Genomic DNA, 26,119 nt, shown 5'->3' on the forward strand with positions numbered 1-26,119 from the left:
CAGCGGCTTTAGCAATTACGCGACGACCCGCGCCCCGTCCAGGTGGCCGCCCTGGAGCCGCTCCCACATGTACCGGCGGCGGGGCTTGCCGCTGGACGTCCGCTGGATCAGCCCGGCGCCGACGACGACCGTGATCTCGACGTCGTCGCCGACCCGGCGCCGCAGCGTCTCGCGCACCGCGGGGACCCACTCCTCGCTCTGCGTCTCGGCGAACAGCGCGAGCCCCTTCTGCCCGGCGCCCGGCACGCCGACCACCACGATCCGGCCCTTCCCGAGCCCGCTCACCTCGGCGATCTTGGATTCGAGGTCCTCGACGTACACCGACCGCCCGCGGACCTTGATGCTGTCGCCCATCCGCCCGAGGACGAACAACTGCCCCTCGTGGAAGAACCCGGCGTCCCCGGTGTAGACCTTCCCGTCGATGAACCGCGTCGACTTGGCCTCGGCCCCCGCGTAGTACCCGGGGCAGGCGGACGCGCCGCCCACGACGATCTCCCCGAGCAGCCCCTCGGCAAGCTCGTTCCCGTCATCATCGACGATCACCACGGGCACATCGCTTTCAGGCGTCCCGCACCCCACGACCCACCCGGCCTTGGCGCCGATCGACTCGGGCCCGAGCCGGTGCTGGTCGAGGATCCGGACGGGCTGCCCGAACGTCAGCGCCTCCGGGTCGGGACGGACGGCCAGCGGGTCGCGCCGCTCGTTGTCCATGGTGACCAGCAGCGTGGTCTCGGCCATCCCGTAGGCCGGCTTGAACGTCGCCCGCGAGAACCCGAACGGCTCGACGAGCTGCGCGAACACCTCCAGCGCGTGCGGGTCGATCGGCTCGGCGCCGATCAGCGCCATCTTCCAGCCCGACAGGTCGAGCCCCTCCAGCTGCTCCGGCTTGACCCGCCGCGCGCAGTACGCGTAGGCGAACGGCGGCGCCGCCGTGTGGCGGGCCTCCGCGAAGCACCGGATCCAGCGTGCGGGGTCGCGGATGAAGTGGTCGGGCCGCATCAGCCGCAGCGTCCCCTGCCGCGCGATCGGCGTGATGAAGGCCCCGATGAGCCCCATGTCGTGGTAGAGCGGCAGCCACGAGGCCACCACGTCGCCGTCCTCGTACCCGGACATGCGCGCGATCAGGTCGCTGTTGGCCTCCAGGTTCTCCCAGGTGACCATGACGCCGCGCGGGGCGCCGCTGGACCCGGACGTGAACTGCAGCAGCGCCAGTTCCCCGGCCGGCCGCACGTCCGCCTCCTCGCCCTGCTGCGGCTGCCACGGCTCGCCGCTGAGCCCGGCCTGGTCCATGGCCCGTCCCGCGTACTCGGCGAGGTCCTTGGACGCGACCACGAGCACCGGCGACGCCTGCCGCAGGATCGCCGCGACGTGCGCGACGTAGTCGTCGCCGTCCTGGAACAGCGGCGGCGTGATCAGGCAGACGGTCGCCCCGGCCGCCCACACCCCGAAGTAGGTCTCGATGCAGGTGAAGTCCGTGGGCAGGATGAGGCACACGACGTCCCCCGGCCGGACGCCCTCCTCGATGAGCGCCCCGGCGGTGCGCCGCGCGGCGGCGGCCAGCGCACCGTAGTCGCGGTACTCCCAGCCGCCGTCGTCGGCCGCCAGGTGCACGCCACGTGCGGTGTTCGGCGTCTCCAGCCATGCGCGCAGCGCAGATGCCATCGGTGTTCCCCTTCAACATGATCACGGTCACCCACGTGACTCGCGGGTAACTTCACCAGGACCGCGCGCCCGCCGTCAACCGGTTCGATCAGTCAAAGAGACCAGGCGGTCACTTGGCGGAGGCCGACAGGGCCCGCCCACCCGCGACTCGGGCCAGGGCCCGCCACCCGAGCAGCGTCCCGCCGAGGAACAAGAACGCCACGATCACGAAAGCAAAAGCAGTCCCCTGCCCGGAAACAACCCGGAGCAGCATCCCCACCCCCGCGGCACAGAGCCAGACGCCGACGCCCACGGGCACCAGCGCGTCGGCCCGCCGCCACGCCCGCAGGGCGCCCCATCCGACCGCGAGCCCCACCAGGAACGGCCAGGCGGTGGTGGCGTACCCGCTCAGACTGGCGGCCTCCTCGTGAGAGGCCCGCCCGATCGCCACGAAGACGAGCACGCAGCAGACGTCCACGACCCCGCCCACAAGATTGCGCATCCCCCCAGCGTATGCGCCCCCGCCCCGCACCCCGGAGCGGGTGCTGACGGGGCCCGTTCGGGGTAAGTCGGTGTGATGACCGAGCGAAAGAACGACTGGCCGCGATTGAAGCTCGCAGACTGGACGGCGACACGCGAAACCCTGCACATGTGGACGCAGATCGTCGGCAAGATCCGGATGGCCCACGCGCCGCTGCTGAACCACTGGTGGCAGGTGACCCTGTACGTGACGCCGAGGGGGCTGACGACCTCCGCCGTCCCCTACCGGGACGGCGCCTTCGACCTCGAGTTCGACTTCGTCGAGCACCGGCTCCGCCTCAGGAGCAGCGACGGCGGGTCCCGCACGGTGCCCTTGGAGCCCAAGTCGGTCGCCGACTTCTACGCCGAGACCATGGCCGCGCTGGACGAGCTGGCGATCGAGGCGCCGATCCAGGCGAGTCCGAACGAGGTGGCCACGGCGATCCCGTTCGCCGAAGACCACCAGAACGCCTCCTACGATCCGGACGCCGTCCACCTGTTCTGGCGCCAGCTCCTCCAGGCGGACCGGCTCCTGGGCGAGTTCCGCTCCCACTTCACCGGCAAGGTGAGCCCGGTGCACTTCTTCTGGGGCGCGATGGACCTGGCCTGCACGAGGTTCTCGGGCCGTCCAGCCCCGCCGCACCCCGGCGGCGCCCCGAACTGCCCGGACTGGGTGATGGTGGAGGGCTACTCCGGCGAGCTGTCGAGCGCCGGCTTCTGGCCGGGCGGAGGCGAGGAGGGAGCCTTCTACTCCTACGCCTACCCGGAACCACCAGGCTTCCGCGACCACCCGGTAACCCCGAAGGAGGCGGCCTACAACCAGGAGATGGGCGAGTTCCTGCTCCCCTACGAAGCAGTGGCAACCGCCAGGAACCCAGAGCAAACCCTGAAGGACTTCCTGCAGAGCACATACGAAGCAGCAGCGGAAAAAGCCAACTGGGACCGCAGAGCTCTAGAAGACACCCCAACAAGACTGAACAAGCCCAAGGAGTAGCCAGGCCAGGGGGGGACAGGGGCGGAGCCCCGGGGGCGGGCGGGTGGGGGGTGGCGGAGGAGCCAGGGGGCTCCGGGGGATCGTCCCCCGGGCGAAATGCGAAGGGCCCCCTTGGGGAGCAGGCGAAGCCTGCGACCAAGAGGACCCTAGGATCCGTAGCGGGGGCAGGATTTGAACCTGCGACCTCTGGGTTATGAGCCCAGCGAGCTACCGAACTGCTCCACCCCGCGGTGATGTCTTAACTGTATTGGGTGGGGGGTGGTTAGGCAAACGGGGTGTGGGGGCTTGGAGGGCGGCGGTGAGTTGGGCGGTGAGGTCGGTGGTGAAGGCGGCGTGGTCGAGGGGGCTGTCGGTGCGGGTGGCGCGGTCGGCGAGGGCGGCGGTGAGGTAGGCGATGTGGAGGGAGATGCGTTCCAGGGCGAGGGGTTCGGGGAGGGTCGTGCGGCAGGCGGTGTGGAGGAGTTCGAGTTGGCGTTGGAGTGCGGTGCCGTGGAGGAGGGGCGGGAGGTGCCGGTCGCGGATTCCGGCGCGTCCGGCGAGTTGGGCGGTGATGCGGAGGAAGTCGCGGCCTTGTGCGGTGCGGAGTTCGTCGGCGGTGGGTGTGACGATGGCGGCGACGATGGCGGGGAGGTCCCGGGGGTGGAGGCCGGGGAGGGCGGTTTCGCGGGCGGGTTCCATGCGGGTGATGCCGGCGCGGAGGACGGCGTTGAGGAGTCCGGCGCGGGAGCGGAAGTGGTAGGTGATGGCGGAGTCGTTGCCCTGGCCCGCGTCGGCGACGATGTCGCGGGTGCGGGCGGCGTCGATGCCGTGGGCGGCGAAGTGGTGGGCGCCGGCGCGGATGAGCGCTTCTCGGGTGGCTCTTGCGTCTTTCGGCACGCCGATGATACTAACAGGAGGCGTTAATAACGACGGCTGTTACAACCCGCGGAGGCCGTGCCATGGCGGACGTCTACGACCCGTTCGATCCCGGATTCCAGGCCGATCCCTATCCCGCGTACCAGCGCCTGCGGGACGAGGATCCCGTCCACCACCACGACGATCCGCCGTTCTGGGCGCTCTCCCGCTTCGACGACATCTGGGCGGCGACACGGGACGCGGAGACGTTCTCGTCCGCGCAGGGCCTGACGTTCTATCCGGACGAGATCGGCACGCTGGGCCTGGCTCCGACGATCGTGATGCTGGATCCGCCGCGCCACACCGTCCTGCGGCGGCTGATCAGCCACGGTTTCACGCCGCGCAGGACCGCCGCCCTCGAAGACCTGCTGCGCGATTTCGTCCGCTCCCGGATCACTTTGATGGAGCGCAAGGCGGCGGACGGCGAGACCCCTGACCTGCACCGCGACTTCTCCTCCCCGCTGCCGACCTTCGCGCTGGCCCACCTGCTCGGCGTCCCGGAGTCGGATCGTGCGCGGTTCGACCCGTGGGTGTCGGCGCTGACGACGCTGCAGGACGAGGGGTTCGGCCTGACGTCGCTGCGCAAGGACGCGGCCGCGGCCGTCGCGGAGATGTTCGCCTACTTCTCCGACGTGATCGCCGCGCGCCGCGCCGCCCCGTCCGACGACCTGATCAGCGCGCTGGCGGCCGCCGAGGTGGACGGGGAGCGCCTCGCCGACTGGGACATCCTCGGGTTCTGCTTCGTCATGGTGGCGGGCGGCAACGACACGACCGGCAACCTGATCTCGCACGGGGTGGCGCTGCTGGACGGCGACCACGCGCAGCGCGAGCGCCTCGCCGCCGCCCCGTCCCTGATCCCGAACGCACTGATGGAGTTCCTGCGCCTCGAGGGTTCGGTGCAGGCGCTGGCCAGAACGACCACGCGCCCCGTCACCCTGCACGGGACGGAGATCCCCGAGGGCGAGAAGGTGATGATGCTGTTCGGCTCGGCGAACCGGGACGAACGCGAATTCGGCCCGTCCGCCCGCGAACTCGACGTCACCCGGGAGATCCCGCGCCACCTCGGCTTCTCCAGCGGCGTCCATTTCTGCATCGGCTCGCATCTGGCCAAACTGCAGGCGCGCGTCGCGCTGGAGGAACTCCTCCAGGCCCACCCGCATGTCGGCGTGGACCTGGAGGCATCCGAACGGATCTCGTCCCCGTTCACCCGCGGCTGGGTCTCGCTCCCGGCGACGGGCATCGGGATCGGAAACTAGCCCATGTGCGGGTACCGGTAGTCGGTCGGCGGGACGAACGTCTCCTTGATCGACCGCGGCGAGGTCCACCGCAGCAGGTTGAAGACGGATCCTGCCTTGTCGTTGGTGCCGGACGCCCGCGCGCCGCCGAACGGCTGCTGGCCCACCACGGCCCCGGTCGGCTTGTCGTTGATGTAGAAGTTGCCGGCCGCGTAGCGCAGGACTTCGGCGGTGTGCGCGGCGGCGGCCCGGTCGCCGGCGATGACGGCGCCGGTGAGCGCGTAGTCGGCGACCGATTCCATCTGGGCGAGCATCTCCTCGTACCGGTCGTCCTCGTAGACGTGGACGCCGAGGACCGGCCCGAAGTACTCGGTCCGGAAGATCTCGTTCTCCGGGTCGGCGGAGACGAGCACGGTCGGCCGGACGAAGTACCCGACCGAGTCGTCGTAGGTCCCGCCGGCGACGATCTCGACATCGCCGTCGTCGCGGGCCCGGTCGATCGCCGCCTTGTTCTTCGCGAACGCCCGCTCGTCGATCACCGCGCCCATGAAGTGGGACAGGTCGGCGACGTCCCCCATCGTCAACCCGTCGACCTCGGCGGCCAGTTCGTCCTTGAACCCGCCGTCCCAGATCGACCGCGGGATGTACGCCCGGGAGGCCGCGGAGCACTTCTGCCCCTGGTACTCGAACGCGCCCCGCACGAGCGCGGTCTTGAGCACCGCCGGATCGGCCGACGGGTGGGCGACGACGAAGTCCTTCCCACCGGTCTCCCCCACGATCCGCGGGTAGCTCCGGAACTTCTCGATGTTGTTCCCGACCGTCTTCCACAGGTGCCGGAACGTCGCCGTGGACCCGGTGAAGTGGATCCCGGCCAGTTCGGGGTGCCCGAGCGCGACGTCCGACACCGCGGCTCCGTCCCCGGTCACCAGGTTGATGACACCGGCGGGCAGCCCCGCCTCCTCCAGCAGCCGCATCAGCAGCACGGCCGAGTACGTCTGCGTCGGGGACGGCTTCCACACGACCACGTTGCCCATGAGCGCGGGCGCGGTCGGCAGGTTCGCGGCGATCGCGGTGAAGTTGAACGGGGTGATCGCGTAGACGAACCCCTCCAGCGGCCGGTGGTCGGACCGGTTCCACACCCCGGGGCCGCTGATCGGCTGCTCGGCGAGGATCCGCCGCGCGAAGTGGACGTTGAACCGCCAGAAGTCGACCAGCTCGCAGGGGCTGTCGATCTCCGCCTGCTGGACGGTCTTGGACTGCCCGAGCATCGTCGCGGCGACCAGCGTCTCCCGCCACGGCCCGGCGAGCAGGTCGGCGGCGCGCAGGAAGATCGCGGCCCGGTCGTCGAAGGACAGCGCCCGCCACGCCGGCGCGGCCGCGAGCGCCGCGCCGATCGCGTCCCGCGCGTCGCCCTGCGTCGCGGTGCCGAACGTCCCGAGCACCGACGCGTGCCGGTGCGGCTGGACGACGGCGACCTTGGCGCCGGCGCCGAGCCGCCGCTCACCGCCGATCGTCATGGGCAGGTCGACCGGCGCCTCGGCGGTCAGCTCGGCGAGCCGCGCCTCCAGCCGGGCCCGCTCGGCACTGCCCGGCGCATACCCGTGCACCGGCTCGTTCACCGGCATCGGAACGTTGGTCACGGCGTCCATGGAAAGGGCCCCTCCTTAGCGGGAGACGAACGAACGGAGAAAGAACGCGAGGTTGGCGGGACGTTCGGCCAGGCGCCGCATGAAGTACCCGTACCAGTCGCCCCCGTAGGGGACGTAGACGCGCATCCGGTGGGCCTGGGCGAGCCGCCGCTGCTCGGCGGCCCGGATCCCGTAGAGCATCTGGAACTCATAGGACGACGGGGCGCGCTCGGCGGCCAGCGCGAGCGCGATCTCGATGATGCGCGGGTCATGGCTGGCGACCATCGGGTAGCCGTCGCCCTCCATCAGCGTCCGCAGCGCCCGGACGTAGGCGCGGTCGACCTCGTGCCGCCCCTGGAACGCGACGGAACCGGGCTCGGCGTAGGCCCCCTTGACCAGCCGGACCCGCGACCCCTCCCCCACGAGGTCCCGCAGATCCCCCTCGCTGCGCCGCAGCATCGCTTGGACGGCGACACCCACCCAAGGAAAGTCGCTCCGCAGCTTCCCAAGAGTGTCGAGCGTGGAGTCGACGGTCGTGTGGTCCTCCATGTCGAGCGTGACGGTCATCCCGACCGCCCCCGCCGCGGCACAGATCTCCCGGGCGTGATCCACCGCGAGCTCGCCCGGCAGCGCCTGCCCGAGCGCGGACAGCTTCACCGAGGCGTCGGCGCCGTCCGCGAGCCCGCACCCCTCAAGGGCCGCGAACATGCGCAGATAGGCGTCCCGGGTCGCCTCCGCCTGCGCGGCGTCCCGGGTGTGCTCCCCCAGGTGGTCGAGCGTGACGCTGAGGCCCGCGCCCGCCAGCTCCCGCACCGCCCCGACCGCCGCCTCGAGGTCGTCCCCGGCCACGAACCGGTCGACGACACTCCTGGTCAGGGGCAGGGACGTGACGAGACCGCGCATCCGTTCGCTGCGGCCGGCGGCGAGCAGAAGGGCATCGAGCATGGGAGCCTCCAACGTCGAGGAACACCTCGAACGTTAGAAGCGCCGCCCCCGTCCCCCTACAGCCAGATGCCACTTTCACTCCGGGTAGACTTCATACAAACGTATGAAGGGAGGGCGCATGGCTCCCGATCTCCAGGACATCGTGGAACAGGCGGCCGACCTCCTGCGCGCCCCCGCCACGCTGGAGGACCGCGACTTCCACCTCGTCGCCTACGCCGCTCACGGCGACACCATCGACCCCGTCCGGATGGACTCGATCCTGCACCGCCGCGCGTCCGAGGCCGTCCGCGCCCGCTTCGAACGCCACGGGATCGCCCGCGCCACCGGCCCCGTCCGCATTCCCGCCGACACGTCCCTCGGCCAGTTGGGCCGCCTCTGCCTCCCGGTCCGCTGGAACAACGTGACCTACGGCTACCTCTGGCTCCTGGACGACCAGGAGCGCATCACCGGCCCCCAGGCGACCAGGGCCATGCCCCTCTGCGAACGGGCGGCCCTCCTCATGGCCCGCCAGGCCAGGGAACGCGACGACCTGACCTGGAAGGTCGCCGACCTCCTGTCCACCCACCCGGACACCCGCACGCAGGCGGCCCACGACCTGGCGGAGGCCGCGGCCCCCGACCAGCCCCTCACCGTGGCCGTCCTGCGCACCCCGTCCCCGGAACCGCTGAACCCCTGGCAGCTGCCGCACTCCGTGCTGACGACCGTCTGGCAGCGCGACCACGTCCTGGTCATCCCGACCTCGACACCCACGACCACAACGATCGACAGGGCCCGCCGCCTCCTGGAGGAGCGCAACGCCCCCGTCCAGACCGGGGTGTACTCCCCGTGCCCGACCCTGGAGGACGTCCATGAAGGCTGGCTCCGCGCCCGCGTAGCGGCCCGCACGGCCGCCCCCGGCGATTCCCGTGACTGGACGACCCTGGGCGCCCTCCGCCTCCTCCGCACGGCAGGCGACGAGGCCCTGACCCAAACGACTCAAACCCCGGGCACGAACGCCCTACTAGAACACCCGGACCTCACCGAAACGGCCCGCACCTATCTGGACCGAGCAGGCAACGTCCAGCAAACGGCAAAAGCCCTGAACATCCACCGCCAGACCCTCTACCACCGCCTGCGCCGCATAGAGGACCTGACGGCCCTGACCCTCACCAACGGCCAAGACCGCCTGACCCTCCACCTGGCCCTAACGCTGGCCCCCCACCTGAAGCAGGAGGGCCCCTAACCGTCCGCCAGCCCGGCGTGCCGTTCGCGCAGCTCGCGCTTCAAAATCTTGCCGCTCGGATTCTTGGGCAGCGAGTCGACAACAACGACATACTTGGGCCGCTTGTAAGGAGCGAGCCGTTCACGCGCATGCGCATGAACATCGTCGACACTCAACTCCGCACCCGGCTTGGCCACGACGACCGCGGTGACGGCCTCGATCCAGTGCGGGTGGCTGATGCCGAAGACGGCGACCTCGGCGACGCCGTCCAGCTCGTAGACGGCCTCCTCGACCTCCCGGCTGGCGACGTTCTCGCCACCCGTCTTGATCATGTCCTTCTTCCGGTCGACGACGGACAGGTACCCGTCCTCGGTCATCACCCCGAGATCACCGGAGTGGAACCATCCACCGCGGAAGGCCTCGGCGGTCTTCTCCGGATCCCGGTAGTACCCCAGGGCCGCGTGCGGGCTCCGGTGGACGATCTCGCCGATCTCCCCGACCCCCACGGGCTTCCCGTCGTCGTCAACGAGCATGGTCTCGACGTTGATGGACGCGCGCCCAGCGCTGCCGGCCCGCTCCAACTGCTCGCCGGGACGCAAGATGGTCGCGAGCGGCGCCATCTCCGTCTGCCCGTAGAAGTTCCACAGCCGCACGTCGGGCAGCCGCCGCAGCAGTTCCCGAAGCACCTCGACCGGCATCGGAGAGGCTCCGTAGTACCCCTTGCGCAGACTCGAAAGATCCCGCGTGTCGAACTCGGGGTGCCGCAGCAGCGAGATCCACACGGTAGGCGGGCAGAACAGCTTGGTGACCTTCTCCCGCTCGATCGTCTCCAGCAGCACGCCCGGGTCCGGCGACGGCAGGATGATGCTGGTGGCACCGAGGTAGACGTCGACCGAGAAGAAGCAGTCGAGCTGCGCGCAGTGGTACATCGGCAGCGTGTGCACCTCGACGTCGTCGGCGCTCATCTCCCCGTCGACGATGCAGCTGACGTACTGGCTGATCAGCGACCGGCTGGACAGCATCACGCCCTTGGGCCGCGACTCGGTCCCCGACGTGTACATGAGCCGCAGCGGATCATCGTCCGCCACCAGAACGTCGGGCGCGTCGGCAGGCCCGTCACGCCACCAGGAGTCGACGTCCTCCCACCCGTCCCCCGCCGGGGCGCCCGACAGCGGGATCCACCCGCGCACACCGCCCTCGACCCCGGCGATGGCGAGCGCCTTCTCCGCGGTGGGCGCCAGCGCGTCCTCCGCGATGATCCCGGACGCCCCCGAGTGCTCGACGATGTAGGCGATCTCCTCGGCGTTGAGCATGAAGTTGACGGGCACGAGCACCACACCGAGCTTCGCCGTGGCGAACGCGACCACCGCGTACTGCCAGCAGTTGTGGCTGAGCAGCGCGACCCGGTCCCCCTTGCCGACCCCGCGCGCCGCGAGCGCGTGCGCGGCCCGGTTGACCGCGACGTCGAACTCGGCGTACGTGACCCGCAGTTCCCCACTGACGACGGCGAGCTTCTCCGGATACCGCCGCGCCGTCCGATGCAGCAGGTCCCCCAAGGAGTGCTGACGAGCACGAACCACAGAGTCGGACAAGACCGCCCCCCAACCACAAAACCGCAGGTAAGCCCCAACAGTCGTGATCCTAACCACACCCCCCGCCCAAAAGACCACCCCCGAAAAGGGGGATAAGGGCCCAACCAGGGCAGACCAAACCGAAGAGAACGAAACCGCAAACCAAAGCGTCACCGGGGGCCAGGGGCGGAGCCCCGGGGGTGGGCGGGCGGGGGATGGTGGCGGCACAGGGGGCTCCGGGGGATCGTCCCCCGGCAAAATGCGAAGGGCCCCCTCGGAAAGCCGCAAAGCGGCGACCAAAGGGGACCCAGGACCCGTAGCGGGGGCAGGATTTGAACCTGCGACCTCTGGGTTATGAGCCCAGCGAGCTACCGAACTGCTCCACCCCGCGGTGATGTCTTAAGTCTATGGCATGGCGGGGAGTGGTTGGGACGGCGGCGTTATTTGGTGCAGGCGGGGATGTCGCCTTTGCCGGTGTTGAGGGCGTCGATGGCCTGGATGCTGCCGTGGAGGGTGTCGGCGCGGACGAGGCGGAGGCCGTCGGGGCGGGCGGAGAGGGCGTCGGCGCAGTTGTCCTTGGGGGTGAGGAAGACGGTGGCGCCGGCCTGGCGGGCGGCGATCATCTTCTGCTGGATGCCGCCGATGGGGCCGACTTCGCCTTCGGGGGTGATGGTGCCGGTGCCGGCGATGAACTTGCCCTGGGTGAGGGGGCCGGGGGTGAGTTTGTCGTAGATGGCGAGGGAGAACATGAGGCCGGCGGAGGGGCCGCCGATGTCGCCGATGCTGATGTCGATCTTGAAGGGGAACTTGTACTGGTCGGAGAGGACTATGCCGACGACGGCGCGCTTCCCGGAGGGGTCGGCGACGGTCTTGAGGGCGGCCTTCTGCTCCTTGCCGTCGCGCCGGTAGGTCAGCGTGGCGGTGTCGCCGATCTTGGCCTTGGCCATGGCGCCGGTGACCTGGGAGACGCTGGTGACCTTGGCGCCGTCGAGCGCGGTGATCTCGTCGCCGGGCTTGAGGACGCCGTCGGCGGGGCGTCCCTTCTGGACGCCTTCGACGACGACGCGGGTGGTGACGGGGATGCCGAGCTGGTGGAGGGCGGCGGCTTCGGCGTTCTGCTGGGAGTCCTGCATCGCCCGGGTGTTCTCCTGGTCGACCTCTTTCGGCGTCTCGTTCTTGGGGAAGATCGTCTCTTCGGGGACGATGGCGGTGTCCCCGTCGAGCCAGCCGCGCAGGGCGGTGAAGAGGTCGATGCGTCCGCCGGGCCCGCCGCGGTAGGTCACGGTGGTGAAGTTGAGGTGCCCCTGGTCGGGGTAGGTTTTGCGGCCGTCGATGCGGATGAGCGGCTGGCCTTTGTCGTTCGTGCCGAGGGTGTTGCTCGTGGGTCCGGGCATGAGCGCGACGTAGGGGACGCGCATCATGGAGCCGATGACGGCGAGCACGAGGACGAGCACGCTCGCGACGGTGAGCGTGGTGGCACGACGAGACATGCCGGAAACTCTATGCCGTCGGGGGGTTCAGCAGGCGCCGACCCACTCGTCGTCCCCGTCGGCGAAGGTCTGGTGCTTCCAGATGGGGACGTTCGCCTTGAGGTCGTCGATGAGCCGCCGGCAGGCGGCGAACGCCTCGGCGCGGTGGGCGCTGGACGCGGCGACGACGACGGCGATGTCGCCGATCTCGAGGTCGCCGACGCGGTGCAGGGCGGCGAGGCCGAGGACGGGTAGGTCGGCGGCGACCTTCTCCATGACGGCGCGGAGTTCGCGTTCGACGGTGGGGTGGGCGCTGTAGGACAGGCCGGTGACGGCGCGGGCGTGGTCGTGGTCGCGGACGGTGCCGGTGAAGACGGCGATGCCGCCGGCGCCGCGGGCGCCGACGGCGCTGTACACCTCGTCGATGGACAGGGGCGTCTCGCGGACGCCGATCAGCCGGATGACGTCCCCGCCCGCAGCGCTTTGGCTCACGTCCGCAGGCTACCTCGCCGGACGCGCCCTACTCCGCGCGGGCGCCGGGCTCGTCGGGTTCGAAGGTGGCGGCGAGGGCCTCGGCGAGGGCGGGGACGAGGTCGGGCCCGGCGAGGACCTCGTCGTCGCTGTCGTGGCGGCGCAGCCGGAGGGCGGAGTGCCGGGCGCCGTCGCGCAGGACGCCGACGACCATGCGCACGTCCTCGCGCTTGGGGTGGGACGCGGCGAACGCGGCGGCCTCGGCCTCGTCCTCCGGGATCTCCTCCTCGGCCTCGGGCGGCAGGACGACGCGCTCCATGATCAGGGCGCAGCCTTCGACGGCTTCGGGCCAGGCGATGGAGGCGAGGGCGTCCTCGACGGCGTCCCGGTCGGGCAGCGCGGGCTGTTCGAGGGCGGCGAGGGTGTCGGTGTCGGGGGGCAGGCCGAGCTGGTCGGCGAGGTCGGGTTCGGCACGGCGGAGCTCGGTGCTGCGGACGAGGGCGTAGAGGCGCGGCGCGCTGTCCCAGCCCTCCTGGGCCGAGTGACGTTCGAGGTCCAGCACGACTTCTTCCAGAAGACTCACGGGGCCATCTTTCCCCCAATCGGGACCCGGAAATGCCGGAACCCTTGCGACAGTCGGTAAGTTGCATCTACAGCACCGGCGGGCGGCCGGTGAGCGAGACCTCTGATCGGAGGGCCCGACTTGACCTTCCGGACTCCCGCTTTCGGGCGCCGGCTCGGTACCGGACGGACGCGGCTGCTCCTGCCGGTCCTGGTGACGCTGGCCGTGCTGCTGGTCGTCTTCCTCGCCTTCACGGCGGTGTACACGGACCTGCTGTGGTACCGGTCCATCGGTTTCTCGTCGGTGTACACGACGCAGCTGCAGGCGAAGACCGTCCTGTTCTTCGGGGCGGGCCTGCTGATGACGCTGGTGGTGGGCGCGAACGTGCTGGTCGCCTACCGGCTGCGCCCGGCCTACCGGCCGCTGTCGGTGGAGCAGCAGGGCCTGGAGCGGTACCGCGCGGTGATCGACCCGCGGCGCCGGCTGATCTCGGGCGTGCTGCTGGGCCTGCTCGGCGTCCTGACCGGGTCGTCGGTGGCGGGCCAGTGGCCGGTGTGGCTGGCGTTCCTGAACCGGACGCCGTTCGGCGTCGAGGACCCCCAGTTCCACAAGGACGTGTCGTTCTACGTCTTCACGTACCCGTTCCTGCGGCTCGTCATCGGTGTGGTCTTCGCCACGGTGATCCTGTCGATCCTCGCCGCGGTGATGGTGCACTACCTGTACGGCGGGCTGCGGCTGCAGGGGCCGGGCGACAAGGCGAGCCCGCCGGCGCGGGCGCACCTGTCCGTGCTGTTCGGCGTGTTCATCCTGCTGAAGGCGGTCGCGTACTGGTTCGACCGGTACGGCCTGGTGCATTCGGAACGCGGGGTGGCGACCGGCGCGTCCTATACGGACGTCAACGCGCTGCTGCCCGCGAAGACGATCCTGTTCGTCATCGCGCTGCTGTGCGCGGCGATGTTCTTCAGCAACCTGCTGCGGCGCGGCATGATGCTGCCGGGCGTCGGGTTCACGCTGCTGGTGCTGTCGGCGATCCTGCTGGGCGGGGTGTACCCGCTGCTGATCCAGCAGTTCCAGGTGAAGCCGGACGAGCTGGCCAAGGAGCGCCAGTACATCCAGCGCAACATCAAGTTCACCCGTCAGGCGTACGGGGTGGACTCCGCGAAGGTCGTCCCGTACGGCACGCAGCCCGTGACGGACGAGAAGCAGCTCCAGGACGACGCCGACACGCTGGGCGGCGTGCGCGTCCTCGACCCGAACGTGGTGGGCGAGACGTTCCAGCAGCTGCAGCGGATCCGCCCGTTCTACCAGTTCCCCGACACCCTCGACGTCGACCGCTACCAGGTGGACGGCAGGCTCGTCGACACGGTCGTCGCGCTCCGCGAGCTGTCGGGGGCCCCGGCGGGGCAGCGCAGCTGGGTCAAGGACCACATGGTCTACACGCACGGCTACGGCTTCGTGTCGGCCTACGGCGACCGGTTCGACTCCCGGGAGCCGGACTTCATCACCCGCGACATGCCGGCGTCCCAGAACCAGAAGATCAAGGTGGCGCAGCCGGAGATCTACTTCGGGGAGCGCTCGCCGGCGTACTCGGTGGTCGGCGGGCAGGGCCAGAAGGAGCTGAACTACCCGGACAACAGCGCGTCGGGGCAGCAGAGCAGCACCTATGACGGGCAGGGCGGCGTCCGCGTCGACTCGTTCTTCCGCAAGCTGCTGTACTCGGCGAAGTTCCAGGACAAGAACCTGCTGCTGTCGGGCGCGATCAACAAGGACGCCAAGATCCTCTACGACCGGTCGCCGCGCGAGATGGTGCAGAAGGCGGCGCCGTGGCTGACGCTCGACGGCGACCCGTACCCGGCGGTGGTGAACGGCCGCATCCTGTGGATCCTGGACGGCTACACGACGTCCAGCAGCTACCCGTACTCGGAGGAGATGAGCCTCGGGGAGGCGACCCGCGACACGATCACCGACACGCGGTCGGCGGTAGCGCGGCAGGCGAACGACCACATCAACTACATGCGCAACTCGGTGAAGGCCACGGTGGACGCCTACGACGGCACCGTGCACCTCTACCAGTGGGACGAGAACGACCCGGTGACGAAGACGTGGATGAAGGTGTTCGACAACACCGTCCAGCCGCGCTCGTCGATCCCCCCGGAGCTGGAGGCCCACTTCCGCTACCCGCAGGACCTGTTCAAGATGCAGCGGAAGATCCTCACCAAGTACCACGTGACGGACCCGTCCGCGTTCTACAACGGCGAGGGCTTCTGGGAGGTCCCGCAGGACCCGACGGTGAAGGGCAAGCGGCAGCCGCCCTACTACCAGAGCCTGCGGATGCCGGGCCAGGACACCGAGTCGTTCTCGCTGACGACGGTGTTCAACCCGCGCAACAACCCGCAGCTGGCGGCGTTCATGTCGGTGGGGTCGACGCCGGGACGCGACTACGGGCAGATCCAGATCCTGCAGATGCCGCGCAACGCGCAGCCGGCCGGGCCCGGTCAGGTGCAGAACTCCTTCGAGACCGACTCGAAGGTGAAGAACGACCTGTTCGCGCTGCGGCAGGGCGGCACCAAGACCGTGGCCGGCAACCTGCTGACGATCCCGTTCGGCGGCGACCTGCTGTACGTCGAGCCGATGTACACGAAGGCGGCGGGCGGCGCCGAGCAGCAGCCGTACCCGATCCTCGGCAAGGTCCTGGTGCGGTACCGGGAGAACATCGCCGCGGCCGACACGCTGCAGGACGCGCTGAAGCAGGTCCTCGGCGAAACGTCCGCGCCGCCCGCGTCGGGGACCCCGGCCGGGCCGCCGGACGGGCAGGAGCTGAGCGCGGCGGCGCAGAAGGCGATCGGCGACCTGAACAAGGCCGTCACCGACTACGAGAGCGCGCAGAAGAAGGGTGACTACCCGGGCATGGGCGACGCCTGGAAGCGGATCAAGGACGCGCAGGCGGCGCTGGCGGCGGCGGGCGCGGCCGTCCCGAAGACCTCGCCGAGCCCGTCCCCGACTCCGTCGGGGTCGCCGTCCGGGTCACCGTCCCCGAGCGCCACGCCACCGTCGAGCTGACCCCGCCGCCCGCCGGCCCGCACCCCACAGTGCGGGCCGGCGTCGCGCCGGTCTAGTCGCGCGGGGCTACTTGCGGCGCTTGCGGGCGCGGCGGATGGCGGCGGCGGCGCCGATCGCGGCGACCGTCGCGCCGGCGGCGGTCGCCATCGTGGCCTCCTTGCCGCCGACGCGGCGGCCGACGACGGCGTGCCGTCCGGCAGTCTCGGCCATGACGGCGCGCAGCGCGGCGGCGTTGTCGTGCAGCGGCTTCCAGCCGGCGGCGCGCAGCCGGGCGCAGTCGACGACCCACGGGTAGGCGACATAGTGCAGGTCGGTGGCGGGCGCCGGGGTCATGCCGAGCCGGTGCAGCCGCTGCGCCATCCCGAAGGTGAGGGCGGCGGGCAGCTCGATGGTCCGCTTGCCGGTGATCTCGGCGACCTCGTCGGGCCCGAGCCAGCCCTCGGAGCCGACGGCGACGGGGCCGCGCACGTCCGCGGCGACGACGGCCTCCAGTGCGGACGCGAGGTCCTCGATGTGGCAGAACTGCCAGCCGGGCGTGCTGCCCTTCACCGACAGCAGCCGGGGCGCCTCGAAGTGGCGGGTGACGACGGTGTCGATCCCGGGCCCGACGACCGCGGCGGGGCGGACGACGGTCACCTCCAGGCCGGGGTGGGTGACCGGCGCGTTCGCGGCCAGCTCCTCCATCTCCAGGTAGTCGCCGGCGATGCTGGTGCTGGCCTCGGCGAGCAGCGGCGCGTCCTCGCGCAGCGGAACCTCGTTCTCCGGGCCCGCCCCGTACACCATCGCGGAGGTGACGAGCACCACCCGGCGGACGCGGGCCGCCGCGGCGGCGGTGACGACCGTCTGGGCGCCGCGGACGTTGTGGGTGCGGCGCTCGCGCGGGTCGGCGTCCGGGGACCGCTCGATGTCGAGGTTGACGATCACGTCCACGTCGGAGAGCCGTCCGGACAGCAGCGGATCGCGGATGTCGGTGACGCGCCAGGTGACGCCGGGCACATCGCCGCGCTGCCCGTCGATCGCGACGACCTTGCGGATGTCTTCCCGCCCGGCGAGCCGGGCGGCCAGCAGCCGCCCCGCCCCGGACGCGGCGCCGGTGACGGCGACGACCGGGGCCTTGCTACGCCGAGGGCGAACCTTGCCCGTTGCCACGGTGCTGCCCCCTTCCTTGAGTACGCGACCTCGCCGGGACCGGCTAACGTTGCGGATATGAGCCCATCATGCATCCCAGGGGCGATCCGATGAGCAACACTCCCTTCGGCTTCAATCGTCCCGGCGACGGAGACGACGACGACCGGCCCCAGGATCCGTTCTCGGGCATGGGCGGCGACATGGCGCAGTTCGCCGACATGCTGCACCGGTTCGCCGACATGATCGGCGCGCAGGGCGCAGGCGGCGCGGCCGGGGGGCCGCTGAACTGGGATCTGGCCAAGAACATCGCACGGCACACGGTGGTGGAGCAGGGCGACCCGTCGGTCGTCGACGCCGAGCGGCGCCAGGTCGAGGAGGCCCTGCGCCTGGCCGACCTGTGGCTGGACGAGCGCACCACGCTGCCCGCCGGCATCCGCACGCCGCAGGCGTGGAGCCGGTCGGAATGGATCGAGCAGACGCTGCCCGTGTGGGCGAAGGTGTGCGACCCGATCGCGACCCGCATGGTCGAGTCGATGGGCGGGGCGCTCGGCGGCGGCGAGATCCCCGCCGACATGCAGGCGATGGCCGGCCCGCTGATCGGGATGGTCAAGCAGATGGCCGGGGCGATGGTCGGCGGCCAGGCCGGGCAGGCGCTCGGCGCGCTGGCCCGCGAGGTCACCGGCTCGGCCGACGTCGGCCTGCCGCTCGCCCCCGACGGGGTCGGCGCGCTGCTGCCCGCCGGCGTGGAGGCGTTCGGCGAGGGGCTGGAGGTCTCCGCCGACGAGGTCCGGCTCTACCTGGCGCTGCGCGAGGCCGCGCACCAGCGGCTGTTCACCCACGTCCCGTGGCTGCGCGCGCACCTGCTGGGCGCGGTGGAGGAGTACGCGCGCGGCATCACCGTCGACCTCTCGGGCATCGAGCAGGCCGTCCAGGGGCTCGACCTGAGCAACCCGGAGGCGCTGCAGGAGGCGCTCGGCGGCGAGATCCAGCTCCAGCCCGAGGAGACGCCGCGGCAGAAGGCGGCGCTGGCCCGGCTGGAGACGGCGCTCGCGCTGGTCGAGGGCTGGGTCGACACGGTCGTGAACGAGGCCGCGGAGGGCCGGCTGCCCGGTTCGGGGAAGCTGGCCGAGGCGGTGCGGCGGCGCCGCGCCACCGGCGGCCCGGCCGAGCGGACGTTCGCGACGCTCGTCGGCCTGGAGCTGCGGCCCCGCCGCCTGCGGGAGGCCGCCGCGCTGTGGCGGTCGCTGACGCAGGCGCGCGGCACGCAGGGCCGGGACGCGATCTGGGACCACCCCGACCTGCTGCCGACGGCCGACGACCTCGACGACCCGGACGGCTTCGTACACGGCCGCGACGAGATCGAGGGCCTGTCCGACCTGGACCTGTCCAAGCTGACCAAGGCGCCCGAGGAGGGCGAGCAGAAGCCCGGCGACGAGCCCAACGGCGAGTCCGGCGGCGAGTCCGGCAACAAGCCCGGCGACGCACCTGACGACAAGGGTTCCGGCGGCAGACCCGATGAGGAGGGGCCCGGCGATGAGGGTTCCGGCGACGCGGGTTCCGGCGAGGGGTCCGGGCCGGACGACGAGGGGCCGCGCGCATGAGCCGGTCGCGTCCGTCCCGGGTGCGCGGCTGCCGTTACGAGCCCGGGTCGTCCACGAACGCGATCAGGCGGCGGGTCGCGCGGGCCAGCCTGTGCTGGCAGCGCCCGATCGACCAGGAGCGGCGGCGGCGCCGCCCCGACAACTCCCGCTACCCCCGCGTGGGCCGCGCATGACGCACCCCGCGGGCGGGCGGGGGCCGCGGCCGGGGGTCTCGCCGTGAGCGTCCGGCCGGTCATGCCGGAGTCGCTGCACGGCGACGCGGTGCGGGTCCTGTCGGAATGGCGGGCGCCCGACGACGAGCAGGAGAGCGTGCGGCGGGAGTTCCTGCGGCATCTGGAGGAGCATCCCGCGGACGGGATGTGGCGGGCGTGCGCGGCCGGGCACATCACCGCCAGCACGGCCGTGCTCGACGCGTCCCGGTCCCGCGTGCTGTTGACTCTGCACGCGAAGGTGAAGGCGTGGCTGCAGCTCGGCGGGCACTGCGAGCCCGGCGACGCTACTCTCTCCGGCGCGGCGCTGCGGGAGGCGACGGAGGAGTCGGGCATCGCCGGCCTGCGGCTGCTGCCCGAGCCCGTCCAGCTGGACCGGCACGCGGTCCGCTGCCATCCGCAGGGCAGCTGGCACCTCGACGTCCAGTACGCGGCGATCGCCCCGGCGGGCGCCCGGTACACGGTGTCGGACGAGTCCGACGACCTCGGCTGGTTCCCGGTGACCGATCTTCCCGAACCCACCGACGACCCCGTCCGGCGCCTGGTGGCACGGGCGGTCACACTGACCGCCTGACCCGCAACACGGGGGTCAGCGGATCACAGGGTCAGCGGGTCAGCGGGTGGCCTTGCAGGAGGGCGCGGGTGTTCTCCCAGCCCTCCAGGCCCGGGTCGAGGAAGCGCAGGTCGCCGGGGGTGCGGAGGCGGTGCCAGCCGGGGCCCTGCGGGACGAGTCCGGGGCGGGGCGCGGCGGCGCGCAGGCGGGCCAGCGCGTCCGGGGTGTCGAGATCGACGTCATGCAGGGCGGTGGCGAGCCAGTCCGGCAGCGGGAGGCGGGCGGCGAGCGCGACGAGGCCGCGCCCGGTGCCGTCGGCCGGGCAGGCGGCGGACGGGGCGCTGCCGAGTGCGCGGAACAGCTTGCCGAGCAGCAGCGGCGGCAGGTCGGGGGCGTCCGGCGCGACCAGCGCGGCGGTCTCGGCGCCGAGCGCGTGCAGCGCGGCGAACGCGCCGGCGGGCGTCGCCGCCCGGACGATCGGGGTGCCGGGCCAGGTGACGGCCTCGGCGTCCGGCTGGTCGGGCGGGTCGAGGACGAGCGCGGGCGTCACCAGTTCGAGCCCCGCGACGACCTCGTAGGTGTCCTCCAGGAGCGCGAGCCGGAACTCGCCGGGGTCGGTGCCGGGCGGGACGTCCCCCTGCCGTGCGGGGAGGGAGAGCACCGCGGCGAAACGCGTGCCGGCTCCGGGCACCGGGTCGGGGGCGTCGGTCACCCGGCGGCCTCGTGCGGGTACTCCCCGGGGTGCAGCCCGTCGCCGCGGTGGATGCCGTCGCCGGCGACCTCGGCGTCGGGCGCGTCGGCCTCCAGCGGCAGGTGCGCGGCGGCGGCGACGCCCTCCAGGTAGCCGCGGGCGCGGTCGGCCTTCGGGTAGTTGCCGACCAGTTCCCAGAAGTCGGCGCCGTGCCCCGGGATGAGCAGGTGCGCCAGCTCGTGGACGAGGACGTAGTCGACCACCCAGCCGGGCATGCCGCGCAGCCGGGTGGACAGCCGGATCGTGCCGTCGTCGGGGGTGCACGACCCCCAGCGGGTGCGCTGGTTCGCGACCCACCGGACACTGACCGGGTCGGCGCGGCCGTCCAGGTAGCGGCGGGACAGGTCGCGGGCCCGCGACTGGAGGTCGGCGTCGGTGGGCCGCCGGCGGCGCTCCCGCTCCTCGAGCCGCTCCAAGATGGTCGCGATCCACTGTTCCTCTTCGGCCTTGCTGAGCCTGGACGGAACCATCACCACCACCTTGTCGCCGTCACGGTAGGCGGACACGGTTCGCCGCCGTCTGGCGCTGCGGCGGACCTCAACGTTAGGGGGCACGCCTGAACCGTACTCGAAAATTTGCCTCCGCCAAAGGGGGTGTTTGACGTTACCGCAGGTCAGCGCCTATCTTTTGACCATGGCCGGAGGTTTGCGGAAAACCCCCGGGGCGGTGTACACGGCTTTACTCGCCGGTGAATTGCGCGCTGCGCTTCTCCCGCTGTGCGGCCAGTCCTTCCAGCATGTCGCGCGACGACATCGTGACCGGCTGCGCGAGTGATTCCCAGCGCAGCGCCGATTCCATGTCGGCGTGCCCGCCGCCGGACAGCGCGACCTTGGTGAGCCGGGTCGCGACCGGCGCGTTCGCGGCGACCCGCGCGGCGACGGCGAGCGCCCCGTCCAGCAGTTCCGCGCGCGGGAACGCCTGGTTGACCAGCCCGTTCGCGGCGGCCTCGGCGCCGGTGAGGACGCGTCCGGCCAGCAGCATCTCGCGGGCCAGCGGCAGCCCGGCGACCTCGGGGAACAGCCAGGTCGCGGCCATGCCGGGGTGCAGCCCCAGGGCGGTGAACGGGGCGAGGAGCTTGGCGTCGTCCGCCGCGTAGCGCAGGTCGCAGGCGAGGGCGAGGCACAGCCCGGCGCCGACGGCGTGCCCGTTGACGGCGGCGATCGTCGGTACTTCCAGGCCGCGGATCAGCAGCCATGTCCGGTAGAACTCCAGCATCCGGTCGCGCAGCGCCGGGACGGCGACCGCGTTGGTGTCGGCCAGCCAGGAGAGGTTGCCGCCGGAACTGAACGCGCCGCCCGCGCCGGTGACCACGACGCAGCGCAGGCCGGCGTCGCCGCGCAGGCCCTCGATCGCCGCCTTCCACGCGGCGGTCATCTCGTCCGACATCGCGTTGCGGCGGCCGGGGTCGTTCAGCGTGAGGACGGCGACCCCGTCGGGACGGCGTTCGACCAGCAGCGCATCTGCGGAGTCTCCGGACATGCGCGCCACGCTACCGAACCGCGCTCGGAACACACCAACCGCCCCGTCCACGACCGAAATCCCGCCGGACGCGCGCGTACCACACCTGGCGCGCCGCCGTGAGAAAGCGCACACTTACAGCGTTTCAGCAGGTCACCACGGCGTCGCGCGGACGGTACCGGCGATACTTGCTAATGGTTGTGGCGTGAACGACACCCGATCACCGACAATGTACGGCGTGAGCGATCTTCCCCGCCGCGCGGTGACGCGGTCAGCAAAGCTGGCGTCCCTCCCCATCGGCTTCGCGGGGCGCACCGCGCTCGGCGTCGGGAAGCGCACCTTCGGCAAGCCGGCCGAGGCCGTCGCCATGGAGATCCAGACCCGCACCGCCGAGCAGCTGTTCAAGGTGCTCGGCGAGCTCAAGGGCGGGGCGATGAAACTCGGCCAGATGCTGTCGATCTTCGAGGCGGCGCTGCCGCCGGAGATCGCGGGCCCGTACCGGGCCACGCTGACCAAGCTGCAGGAGGCCGCTCCCCCGCTGCCGGCGTCGACCGTCCACAAGGTGCTGGCGGAGTTCCTCGGCGCGGACTGGCGCGACTACTTCGAGTCGTTCGACGACAAGCCGGCCGCCGCCGCGTCCATCGGGCAGGTGCACCGCGCCGTCTGGCACGACGGCCGCGCGGTCGCGGTGAAGGTGCAGTACCCGGGCGCCGGCAAGGCGCTGATCAGCGACTTCAACCAGCTCGCCCGGCTCGGCCGGCTGTTCGGCGTGCTGATGCCGGGGCTGGACGTCAAGTCGATGCTCGCCGAGCTCAAGGAGCGGGTGGTCGAGGAGCTCGACTACACGATCGAGGCCGAGTCCCAGTCGCTGTTCCGCGAGGCGTACCTGGACGACCCGGACTTCTACGTTCCCGAGGTCATCGCGCAGTCCGGCAACATCCTGATCAGCGAGTGGATGGACGGCACGCTCCTCTCGAAGATCATCAGCGACGGGGACCAGGACACCCGGAACCACGCGGCGCTGCTGTACTGCCGGTTCCTGCTGTCCGGCCCGAAGCGGTCCGGGATGCTGCACGGCGACCCGCACCCCGGCAACTTCCGGCTGCTGGCCGACGGCCGGCTCGGCGTCCTGGACTTCGGCGCCGTGGACCGCATCCCCGGCGGCTTCCAGAAGCGGCTCGGGCTGCTGCTGCGCATCGGCACGATGGCCGACATCGACGAGATCGAGGACGCCCTGCGCCGGGAGGACTTCATCCGCGAGAACGTCGAGGTCGACGCGGAGTCGCTGCAGGCGTTCCTCGCCCCGATCACCGAGCCGTTCGTCACCGAGACGTTCAAGTTCAACCGGGAGTGGCTGCGCGACATGGCCGCCCGGGTCACCGACCTGCGTCCGTCCAACGTCGTCCGGCAGCTGAACCTGCCGCCCGAATACGTGATCATCCACCGGGTGCTGTCGGCCGGCACCGGCGTGCTGTGCCAGCTGGACTGCGAGATCCCGGCCCGCGCCGAGTCCCTGAAGTGGGTGCCCGGCTTCGCCGACGACGAGGACAGCGAACTCGTCACCGGCTGACCCCCGGGCAGACGTCAGCGGGGCCCCGCGCACTGATCAGGTGCGCGGGGCCCCGCTCGTTCGCGCGCCCGGTGGAGTGGGAGCGCTCAGTCCCGGTACTCCGTCCTCGCCGTCGGGGCGAGGAGGACGCGCCGGACGCGGGACGCCCTGGTCCGGGCCTCCCGGCGCGCCCGCCGCATCGCGCGCACACGCGCGGCGACCTCGTCGGGCATGTGCACGATCTCGTCGGGCACGTGCGCGGTCTCGGGTATTCGTGTCCTCGACAGGTTCTGGCTGAGCAACGTCATCTCGTTCTCCCGGGCGGCCCGGAGGCGCGGTCCCCGCGTGGGGAGCACGCCTCCGGGGTCGGTGCGGTCGATCATCGTGGTCATCACGCGCTCACGCGGCCACTTCGTCGGGCCGCGGGTGCTTGCGCGGGCGGCCGCGCGGCCGCTTGCGCGGGACGATCACGCCGCGGACGAACAGCTCGCCGCCCCAGACGCCCCAGGGCTCCTGGCGCTCGAGCGCGCCGGCGAGGCACTCCTTGCGGAGCGGGCACTCCAGGCACAGGGCCTTGGCGAGCTCGACGTCGGCGGGAGCCTCGGCGAAGAACAGCTCCGGGTCGGTCCGGCACGGAAGCGTGAGGTCCTCCTCGCTGATCGCGAGGGCCCCCTGCATCACAGTCACCCTTGTTCCTCTCGTTGGATCTCAACGGGTGTGTCGGTGGGTTCTGGACAAAGAAGAAGGCCGCGGATCCGGTGTCTGGATCCGCGGCCTGGGGGCTTGCCGGTTGTCTTGCTAGACCGGTCGCCTCCAGGGGTACGGACCCGACACGCCGCCCTTGCGGGAGGCGCCCATGTGGGCCGTGGCCGGAGCCGGGACGTTCGTGTCCTCGATGAGGTGTTCGGAGACACTCCGCCCCTGGTCGTCCTGGATCAGCTGCTCAAAGCGCAGATCCGCGCGCTGCCACTCGCGCAGTCGCCCGCCGGGCGCCTGGAGATAGGCGCCGGGCATCGACATGCGGGGCATGGACGCGCCGCGCACCGAGGCACAGGGCAGGGAGGTGCCGAGGCCGGCGACGGTCCAGGACGACGTTAGTTTCAGCAACGTGTTGCTCACCGGACTGCACACCACCTCTCTGGCTCCTCGGGCCGGGGGCCGGCGGATCAAGATCCACACGGTCGGCCGGTTGATTGCTCGCGACGAGCGTACGGCGATCCCGCCGAATCTAGCAAGATATTTTTGACCTGCGGTTTTGTGGGTGAGTTCACCCTCTTCCCGGGAAACCCGCGCCGCCCCGCCCGCGTCGGACCTCACGGGAGTCCCGTGAGAAACGATCTTCCCACGGCGCGGCGCGCACCCCCGCCGGGGCGGCGGGGGCACGGCGCCGGTCGTCAGCCCGCCGACCGGCCGCGCAGGCCGCGGAAGAACTCGCGGACGTCGTTCAGCAGCAGGTCGGGGGCGTCGTGGGCGGCCCAGTGACCGCCGCGGTCGTACTCGCGCCAGTGGACGATGTTCTTGTGGTCGCGCTCGGCGAAGCGGCGCAGGGGCCGGAAGTCGTAGGCGAACGACGCCAGCCCGAGCGGGAACGTGGTCGGCTCGGTCTCCTGCCGCTCGTGGTGGTTCTCGTAGTAGAAGCGGGCCGTGGACGCCGACGTGTTCGTCAGCCAGTAGATGGTGGCGATGGTCAGGATCGTGTCGGGGTCGGGCAGGCCGGCCAGGAGCTGGCCGACCCAGGCCAGCTGGCCGGCCGGGGAGTCCGACAGGGCGTGTGCGAGGGTCTGCGGCTGCGCCTCCTGGGCCCGGTCGTGGATGGCGTGCTGGACGAACCCCTGGAGGAACTCCAGGTACTGCCCCTCCTCCGGGGTCAGGCCGGCGAGCTCCGCCGGGTCGCCCGAGGGGAAGGAGAAGATCTGGTTGACGTGGACGCCGATCACCCGGTCCGGGTGGCGGCGCCCGATCCACGGGCTGACGATCGCGCCGGCGTCGTTGCCGTGCGCGCCGAAACGGTCGTAGCCGAGCCGCGCCATCAGCTCGGCCCAGGCGTCGGCGGTGCGGGCCGACCCCCAGCCCTTGGTGCGGGTGCGCGCGGAGAAGCCGAACCCGGGCAGGGACGGGACGACGACGTGGAACGCGTCCGCCGGGTCGCCGCCGTGCGCCGCCGGGTCGGTGAGCGGGCCGATCAGGTCCAGGTACTCCACGAACGTGTTCGGCCAGCCGTGGGTGAGGATCAGCGGGGTGGCGTCCGGCTCCGGCGACCGGACGTGCAGGAAGTGGATCAGCTCGCCGTCGATCTCGGTGGTGAACTGCGGGAACTCGTTGAGCCGCGCCTCCTGGGCGCGCCAGTCGAAGTCGATCCAGCGGGCCACCAGGTCGCGGACGAAGGAGACGGGCACGCCGTACTCCCAGCCCGGCTGGACCGGGCCCTTCTGGACGCCGTCGGTCACCTCGCTCTCGGGCAGCTCGTCGGCGAAGCGCGTGCGGGCCAACCGGTCGCGCAGGTCGTCCAGGTCGGCCTGCGGCACCTCGACGCGGAACGGTGTGATCTCGAAGCTCATCGGAGCCCCCCTCGTTCGGATACCCCGAGTCTGCTGATCGGCGGGCCGCGCCAGTAGTGCCCGGTGCACCGGTCGCGCTGCGGTCCGCAGGCCGCTGACATGCAGATTGCACGGCCGCGCGA

The 26,119-nt window shown here is 71.5% G+C and carries 25 protein-coding genes and 2 tRNA genes; 8 read left to right on the forward strand and 19 right to left on the reverse strand.

What is annotated here, in order from left to right; genetic code table 11:
• Positions 1-15 precede the first annotated feature (15 nt).
• Both ABZ806_RS05470 and ABZ806_RS05475 read right to left on the reverse strand, forming a co-directional pair.
• Positions 16-1,662 carry an AMP-binding protein gene (locus tag ABZ806_RS05470; RefSeq protein ID WP_500215608.1) on the reverse strand — a complete coding sequence of 549 codons (1,647 nt, stop codon included), beginning with the start codon at positions 1,660-1,662 and terminating at the stop codon, positions 16-18.
• A 109-nt stretch (positions 1,663-1,771) separates the two neighbouring features.
• Positions 1,772-2,143: a DUF3054 domain-containing protein gene (locus tag ABZ806_RS05475; RefSeq protein ID WP_500215610.1), complete on the reverse strand. Its 372-nt coding sequence runs from the start codon at positions 2,141-2,143 to the stop codon at positions 1,772-1,774.
• A gap of 72 nt (positions 2,144-2,215) precedes the next feature.
• Here ABZ806_RS05475 and ABZ806_RS05480 point away from each other — a divergent pair, with 72 nt between their 5' ends.
• Positions 2,216-3,154 carry a DUF5996 family protein gene (locus ABZ806_RS05480; RefSeq protein WP_500215612.1) on the forward strand — a complete coding sequence of 313 codons (939 nt, stop codon included), beginning with the start codon at positions 2,216-2,218 and terminating at the stop codon, positions 3,152-3,154.
• A gap of 156 nt (positions 3,155-3,310) precedes the next feature.
• On the opposite strand, the gene ABZ806_RS05485 is transcribed toward ABZ806_RS05480, so the two are convergent.
• Positions 3,311-3,384, reverse strand: a tRNA-Met gene (locus ABZ806_RS05485).
• Complete coding sequence (locus tag ABZ806_RS05490; RefSeq protein WP_500215614.1) at positions 3,362-4,030, reverse strand: TetR family transcriptional regulator; 669 nt, start codon at positions 4,028-4,030, stop codon at positions 3,362-3,364. Before ABZ806_RS05490 ends, ABZ806_RS05485 begins: the two co-directional genes overlap by 23 nt.
• Positions 4,031-4,092: 62 nt before the next feature.
• On the opposite strand from ABZ806_RS05490, the gene ABZ806_RS05495 reads away from it, so the two are divergent.
• On the forward strand, positions 4,093-5,304 hold the full coding sequence (locus ABZ806_RS05495; protein WP_500215616.1) for a cytochrome P450: 1,212 nt from the start codon (positions 4,093-4,095) through the stop codon (positions 5,302-5,304).
• Here ABZ806_RS05495 and pruA read toward each other — a convergent pair.
• Both pruA and ABZ806_RS05505 read right to left on the reverse strand, forming a co-directional pair.
• Entirely contained in the window at positions 5,301-6,932 is a 1,632-nt protein-coding gene (pruA, locus tag ABZ806_RS05500) for an L-glutamate gamma-semialdehyde dehydrogenase (RefSeq protein ID WP_500215618.1), read from the reverse strand. The genes ABZ806_RS05495 and pruA overlap by 4 nt on opposite strands.
• 15 nt (positions 6,933-6,947) lie before the next feature.
• Entirely contained in the window at positions 6,948-7,856 is a 909-nt protein-coding gene (locus ABZ806_RS05505; protein ID WP_500215620.1) for a proline dehydrogenase family protein, read from the reverse strand.
• 118 nt (positions 7,857-7,974) lie between these two features.
• Between ABZ806_RS05505 and ABZ806_RS05510 the strand changes: the two genes are divergently transcribed.
• On the forward strand, positions 7,975-9,078 hold the full coding sequence (locus ABZ806_RS05510; protein WP_500215622.1) for a PucR family transcriptional regulator: 1,104 nt from the start codon (positions 7,975-7,977) through the stop codon (positions 9,076-9,078).
• On the opposite strand, the gene ABZ806_RS05515 is transcribed toward ABZ806_RS05510, so the two are convergent.
• From ABZ806_RS05515 to ABZ806_RS05535, 5 genes are all read right to left on the reverse strand, one after another.
• Positions 9,075-10,856, reverse strand: a complete 1,782-nt coding sequence (locus tag ABZ806_RS05515) for an acyl-CoA synthetase (RefSeq protein ID WP_500215732.1) — start codon at positions 10,854-10,856, stop codon at positions 9,075-9,077. The genes ABZ806_RS05510 and ABZ806_RS05515 overlap by 4 nt on opposite strands.
• 89 nt (positions 10,857-10,945) lie before the next feature.
• Positions 10,946-11,019 (reverse strand) — tRNA-Met (locus ABZ806_RS05520).
• 49 nt (positions 11,020-11,068) lie between these two features.
• Positions 11,069-12,118, reverse strand: coding sequence for a YlbL family protein (locus ABZ806_RS05525; RefSeq protein ID WP_500215624.1), 1,050 nt, complete (start codon positions 12,116-12,118; stop codon positions 11,069-11,071).
• Positions 12,119-12,145: 27 nt separating this feature from the next.
• Positions 12,146-12,589, reverse strand: a complete 444-nt coding sequence (locus ABZ806_RS05530; protein WP_500215626.1) for a molybdenum cofactor biosynthesis protein MoaE — start codon at positions 12,587-12,589, stop codon at positions 12,146-12,148.
• Between the two features lie 28 nt (positions 12,590-12,617).
• Positions 12,618-13,151: a PPA1309 family protein gene (locus tag ABZ806_RS05535; protein WP_500215627.1), complete on the reverse strand. Its 534-nt coding sequence runs from the start codon at positions 13,149-13,151 to the stop codon at positions 12,618-12,620.
• A gap of 120 nt (positions 13,152-13,271) precedes the next feature.
• Here ABZ806_RS05535 and ABZ806_RS05540 point away from each other — a divergent pair, with 120 nt between their 5' ends.
• The gene (locus tag ABZ806_RS05540) at positions 13,272-16,190 is read left to right on the forward strand and encodes a UPF0182 family membrane protein (RefSeq protein ID WP_500215629.1); all 2,919 of its coding nucleotides are present in this window, start codon (positions 13,272-13,274) and stop codon (positions 16,188-16,190) included.
• A 66-nt stretch (positions 16,191-16,256) separates the two neighbouring features.
• Here the strand turns inward: ABZ806_RS05540 and ABZ806_RS05545 are convergent, their stop codons facing one another.
• Positions 16,257-17,339, reverse strand: a complete 1,083-nt coding sequence (locus ABZ806_RS05545) for an NAD-dependent epimerase/dehydratase family protein (RefSeq protein WP_500215631.1) — start codon at positions 17,337-17,339, stop codon at positions 16,257-16,259.
• A gap of 89 nt (positions 17,340-17,428) precedes the next feature.
• Here ABZ806_RS05545 and ABZ806_RS05550 point away from each other — a divergent pair, with 89 nt between their 5' ends.
• From ABZ806_RS05550 to ABZ806_RS05560, 3 genes are all read left to right on the forward strand, one after another.
• Complete coding sequence (locus tag ABZ806_RS05550; RefSeq protein WP_500215632.1) at positions 17,429-18,919, forward strand: zinc-dependent metalloprotease; 1,491 nt, start codon at positions 17,429-17,431, stop codon at positions 18,917-18,919.
• The gene (locus tag ABZ806_RS05555; protein ID WP_163061162.1) at positions 18,916-19,092 is read left to right on the forward strand and encodes a hypothetical protein; all 177 of its coding nucleotides are present in this window, start codon (positions 18,916-18,918) and stop codon (positions 19,090-19,092) included. The genes ABZ806_RS05550 and ABZ806_RS05555 overlap by 4 nt, the downstream gene beginning before the upstream one ends.
• A gap of 61 nt (positions 19,093-19,153) precedes the next feature.
• Positions 19,154-19,702 carry an NUDIX hydrolase gene (locus ABZ806_RS05560; RefSeq protein WP_500215733.1) on the forward strand — a complete coding sequence of 183 codons (549 nt, stop codon included), beginning with the start codon at positions 19,154-19,156 and terminating at the stop codon, positions 19,700-19,702.
• Positions 19,703-19,733: 31 nt separating this feature from the next.
• On the opposite strand, the gene ABZ806_RS05565 is transcribed toward ABZ806_RS05560, so the two are convergent.
• From ABZ806_RS05565 to ABZ806_RS05575, 3 genes are all read right to left on the reverse strand, one after another.
• The gene (locus ABZ806_RS05565) at positions 19,734-20,393 is read right to left on the reverse strand and encodes a DUF2064 domain-containing protein (protein WP_500215633.1); all 660 of its coding nucleotides are present in this window, start codon (positions 20,391-20,393) and stop codon (positions 19,734-19,736) included.
• A complete protein-coding gene (locus ABZ806_RS05570) occupies positions 20,390-20,938 on the reverse strand; it encodes a M48 metallopeptidase family protein (RefSeq protein ID WP_500215634.1) in 549 nt (182 codons plus the stop codon). The genes ABZ806_RS05565 and ABZ806_RS05570 overlap by 4 nt, the downstream gene beginning before the upstream one ends.
• Positions 20,939-21,110: 172 nt before the next feature.
• Complete coding sequence (locus ABZ806_RS05575; protein WP_500215635.1) at positions 21,111-21,911, reverse strand: enoyl-CoA hydratase/isomerase family protein; 801 nt, start codon at positions 21,909-21,911, stop codon at positions 21,111-21,113.
• Positions 21,912-22,128: 217 nt separating this feature from the next.
• Between ABZ806_RS05575 and ABZ806_RS05580 the strand changes: the two genes are divergently transcribed.
• The gene (locus tag ABZ806_RS05580; protein ID WP_500215636.1) at positions 22,129-23,460 is read left to right on the forward strand and encodes an ABC1 kinase family protein; all 1,332 of its coding nucleotides are present in this window, start codon (positions 22,129-22,131) and stop codon (positions 23,458-23,460) included.
• 86 nt (positions 23,461-23,546) lie between these two features.
• On the opposite strand, the gene ABZ806_RS05585 is transcribed toward ABZ806_RS05580, so the two are convergent.
• From ABZ806_RS05585 to ABZ806_RS05600, 4 genes are all read right to left on the reverse strand, one after another.
• Positions 23,547-23,831: a hypothetical protein gene (locus ABZ806_RS05585; RefSeq protein ID WP_500215637.1), complete on the reverse strand. Its 285-nt coding sequence runs from the start codon at positions 23,829-23,831 to the stop codon at positions 23,547-23,549.
• Positions 23,832-23,838: 7 nt separating this feature from the next.
• Positions 23,839-24,117 carry a WhiB family transcriptional regulator gene (locus ABZ806_RS05590; protein ID WP_500215734.1) on the reverse strand — a complete coding sequence of 93 codons (279 nt, stop codon included), beginning with the start codon at positions 24,115-24,117 and terminating at the stop codon, positions 23,839-23,841.
• 120 nt (positions 24,118-24,237) lie between these two features.
• On the reverse strand, positions 24,238-24,558 hold the full coding sequence (locus ABZ806_RS05595) for a hypothetical protein (RefSeq protein WP_500215638.1): 321 nt from the start codon (positions 24,556-24,558) through the stop codon (positions 24,238-24,240).
• Between the two features lie 275 nt (positions 24,559-24,833).
• Positions 24,834-25,997, reverse strand: a complete 1,164-nt coding sequence (locus ABZ806_RS05600) for an epoxide hydrolase family protein (RefSeq protein ID WP_500215639.1) — start codon at positions 25,995-25,997, stop codon at positions 24,834-24,836.
• Positions 25,998-26,119 lie beyond the last annotated feature (122 nt).

This window comes from Spirillospora sp. NPDC047418 (assembly GCF_040643275.1).
Taxonomy (GTDB): Bacteria; Actinomycetota; Actinomycetes; order Streptosporangiales; family Streptosporangiaceae; genus Spirillospora.

Coding starts and splice junctions, on each gene's coding strand:
- ABZ806_RS05600 (WP_500215639.1), bottom strand. CDS start 25,997: ATGAGCTTCGAGATCACACCGTTCCGCGTCGAGGTGCCGCAGGCCGAC.
- ABZ806_RS05470 (WP_500215608.1), bottom strand. CDS start 1,662: ATGGCATCTGCGCTGCGCGCATGGCTGGAGACGCCGAACACCGCACGT.
- ABZ806_RS05505 (WP_500215620.1), bottom strand. CDS start 7,856: ATGCTCGATGCCCTTCTGCTCGCCGCCGGCCGCAGCGAACGGATGCGC.
- ABZ806_RS05560 (WP_500215733.1), top strand. CDS start 19,154: ATGCCGGAGTCGCTGCACGGCGACGCGGTGCGGGTCCTGTCGGAATGG.
- ABZ806_RS05555 (WP_163061162.1), top strand. CDS start 18,916: ATGAGCCGGTCGCGTCCGTCCCGGGTGCGCGGCTGCCGTTACGAGCCC.
- ABZ806_RS05550 (WP_500215632.1), top strand. CDS start 17,429: ATGAGCAACACTCCCTTCGGCTTCAATCGTCCCGGCGACGGAGACGAC.
- ABZ806_RS05585 (WP_500215637.1), bottom strand. CDS start 23,831: ATGACCACGATGATCGACCGCACCGACCCCGGAGGCGTGCTCCCCACG.
- ABZ806_RS05510 (WP_500215622.1), top strand. CDS start 7,975: ATGGCTCCCGATCTCCAGGACATCGTGGAACAGGCGGCCGACCTCCTG.
- pruA (WP_500215618.1), bottom strand. CDS start 6,932: ATGGACGCCGTGACCAACGTTCCGATGCCGGTGAACGAGCCGGTGCAC.
- ABZ806_RS05475 (WP_500215610.1), bottom strand. CDS start 2,143: ATGCGCAATCTTGTGGGCGGGGTCGTGGACGTCTGCTGCGTGCTCGTC.
- ABZ806_RS05575 (WP_500215635.1), bottom strand. CDS start 21,911: ATGTCCGGAGACTCCGCAGATGCGCTGCTGGTCGAACGCCGTCCCGAC.
- ABZ806_RS05525 (WP_500215624.1), bottom strand. CDS start 12,118: ATGTCTCGTCGTGCCACCACGCTCACCGTCGCGAGCGTGCTCGTCCTC.
- ABZ806_RS05495 (WP_500215616.1), top strand. CDS start 4,093: ATGGCGGACGTCTACGACCCGTTCGATCCCGGATTCCAGGCCGATCCC.
- ABZ806_RS05590 (WP_500215734.1), bottom strand. CDS start 24,117: ATGCAGGGGGCCCTCGCGATCAGCGAGGAGGACCTCACGCTTCCGTGC.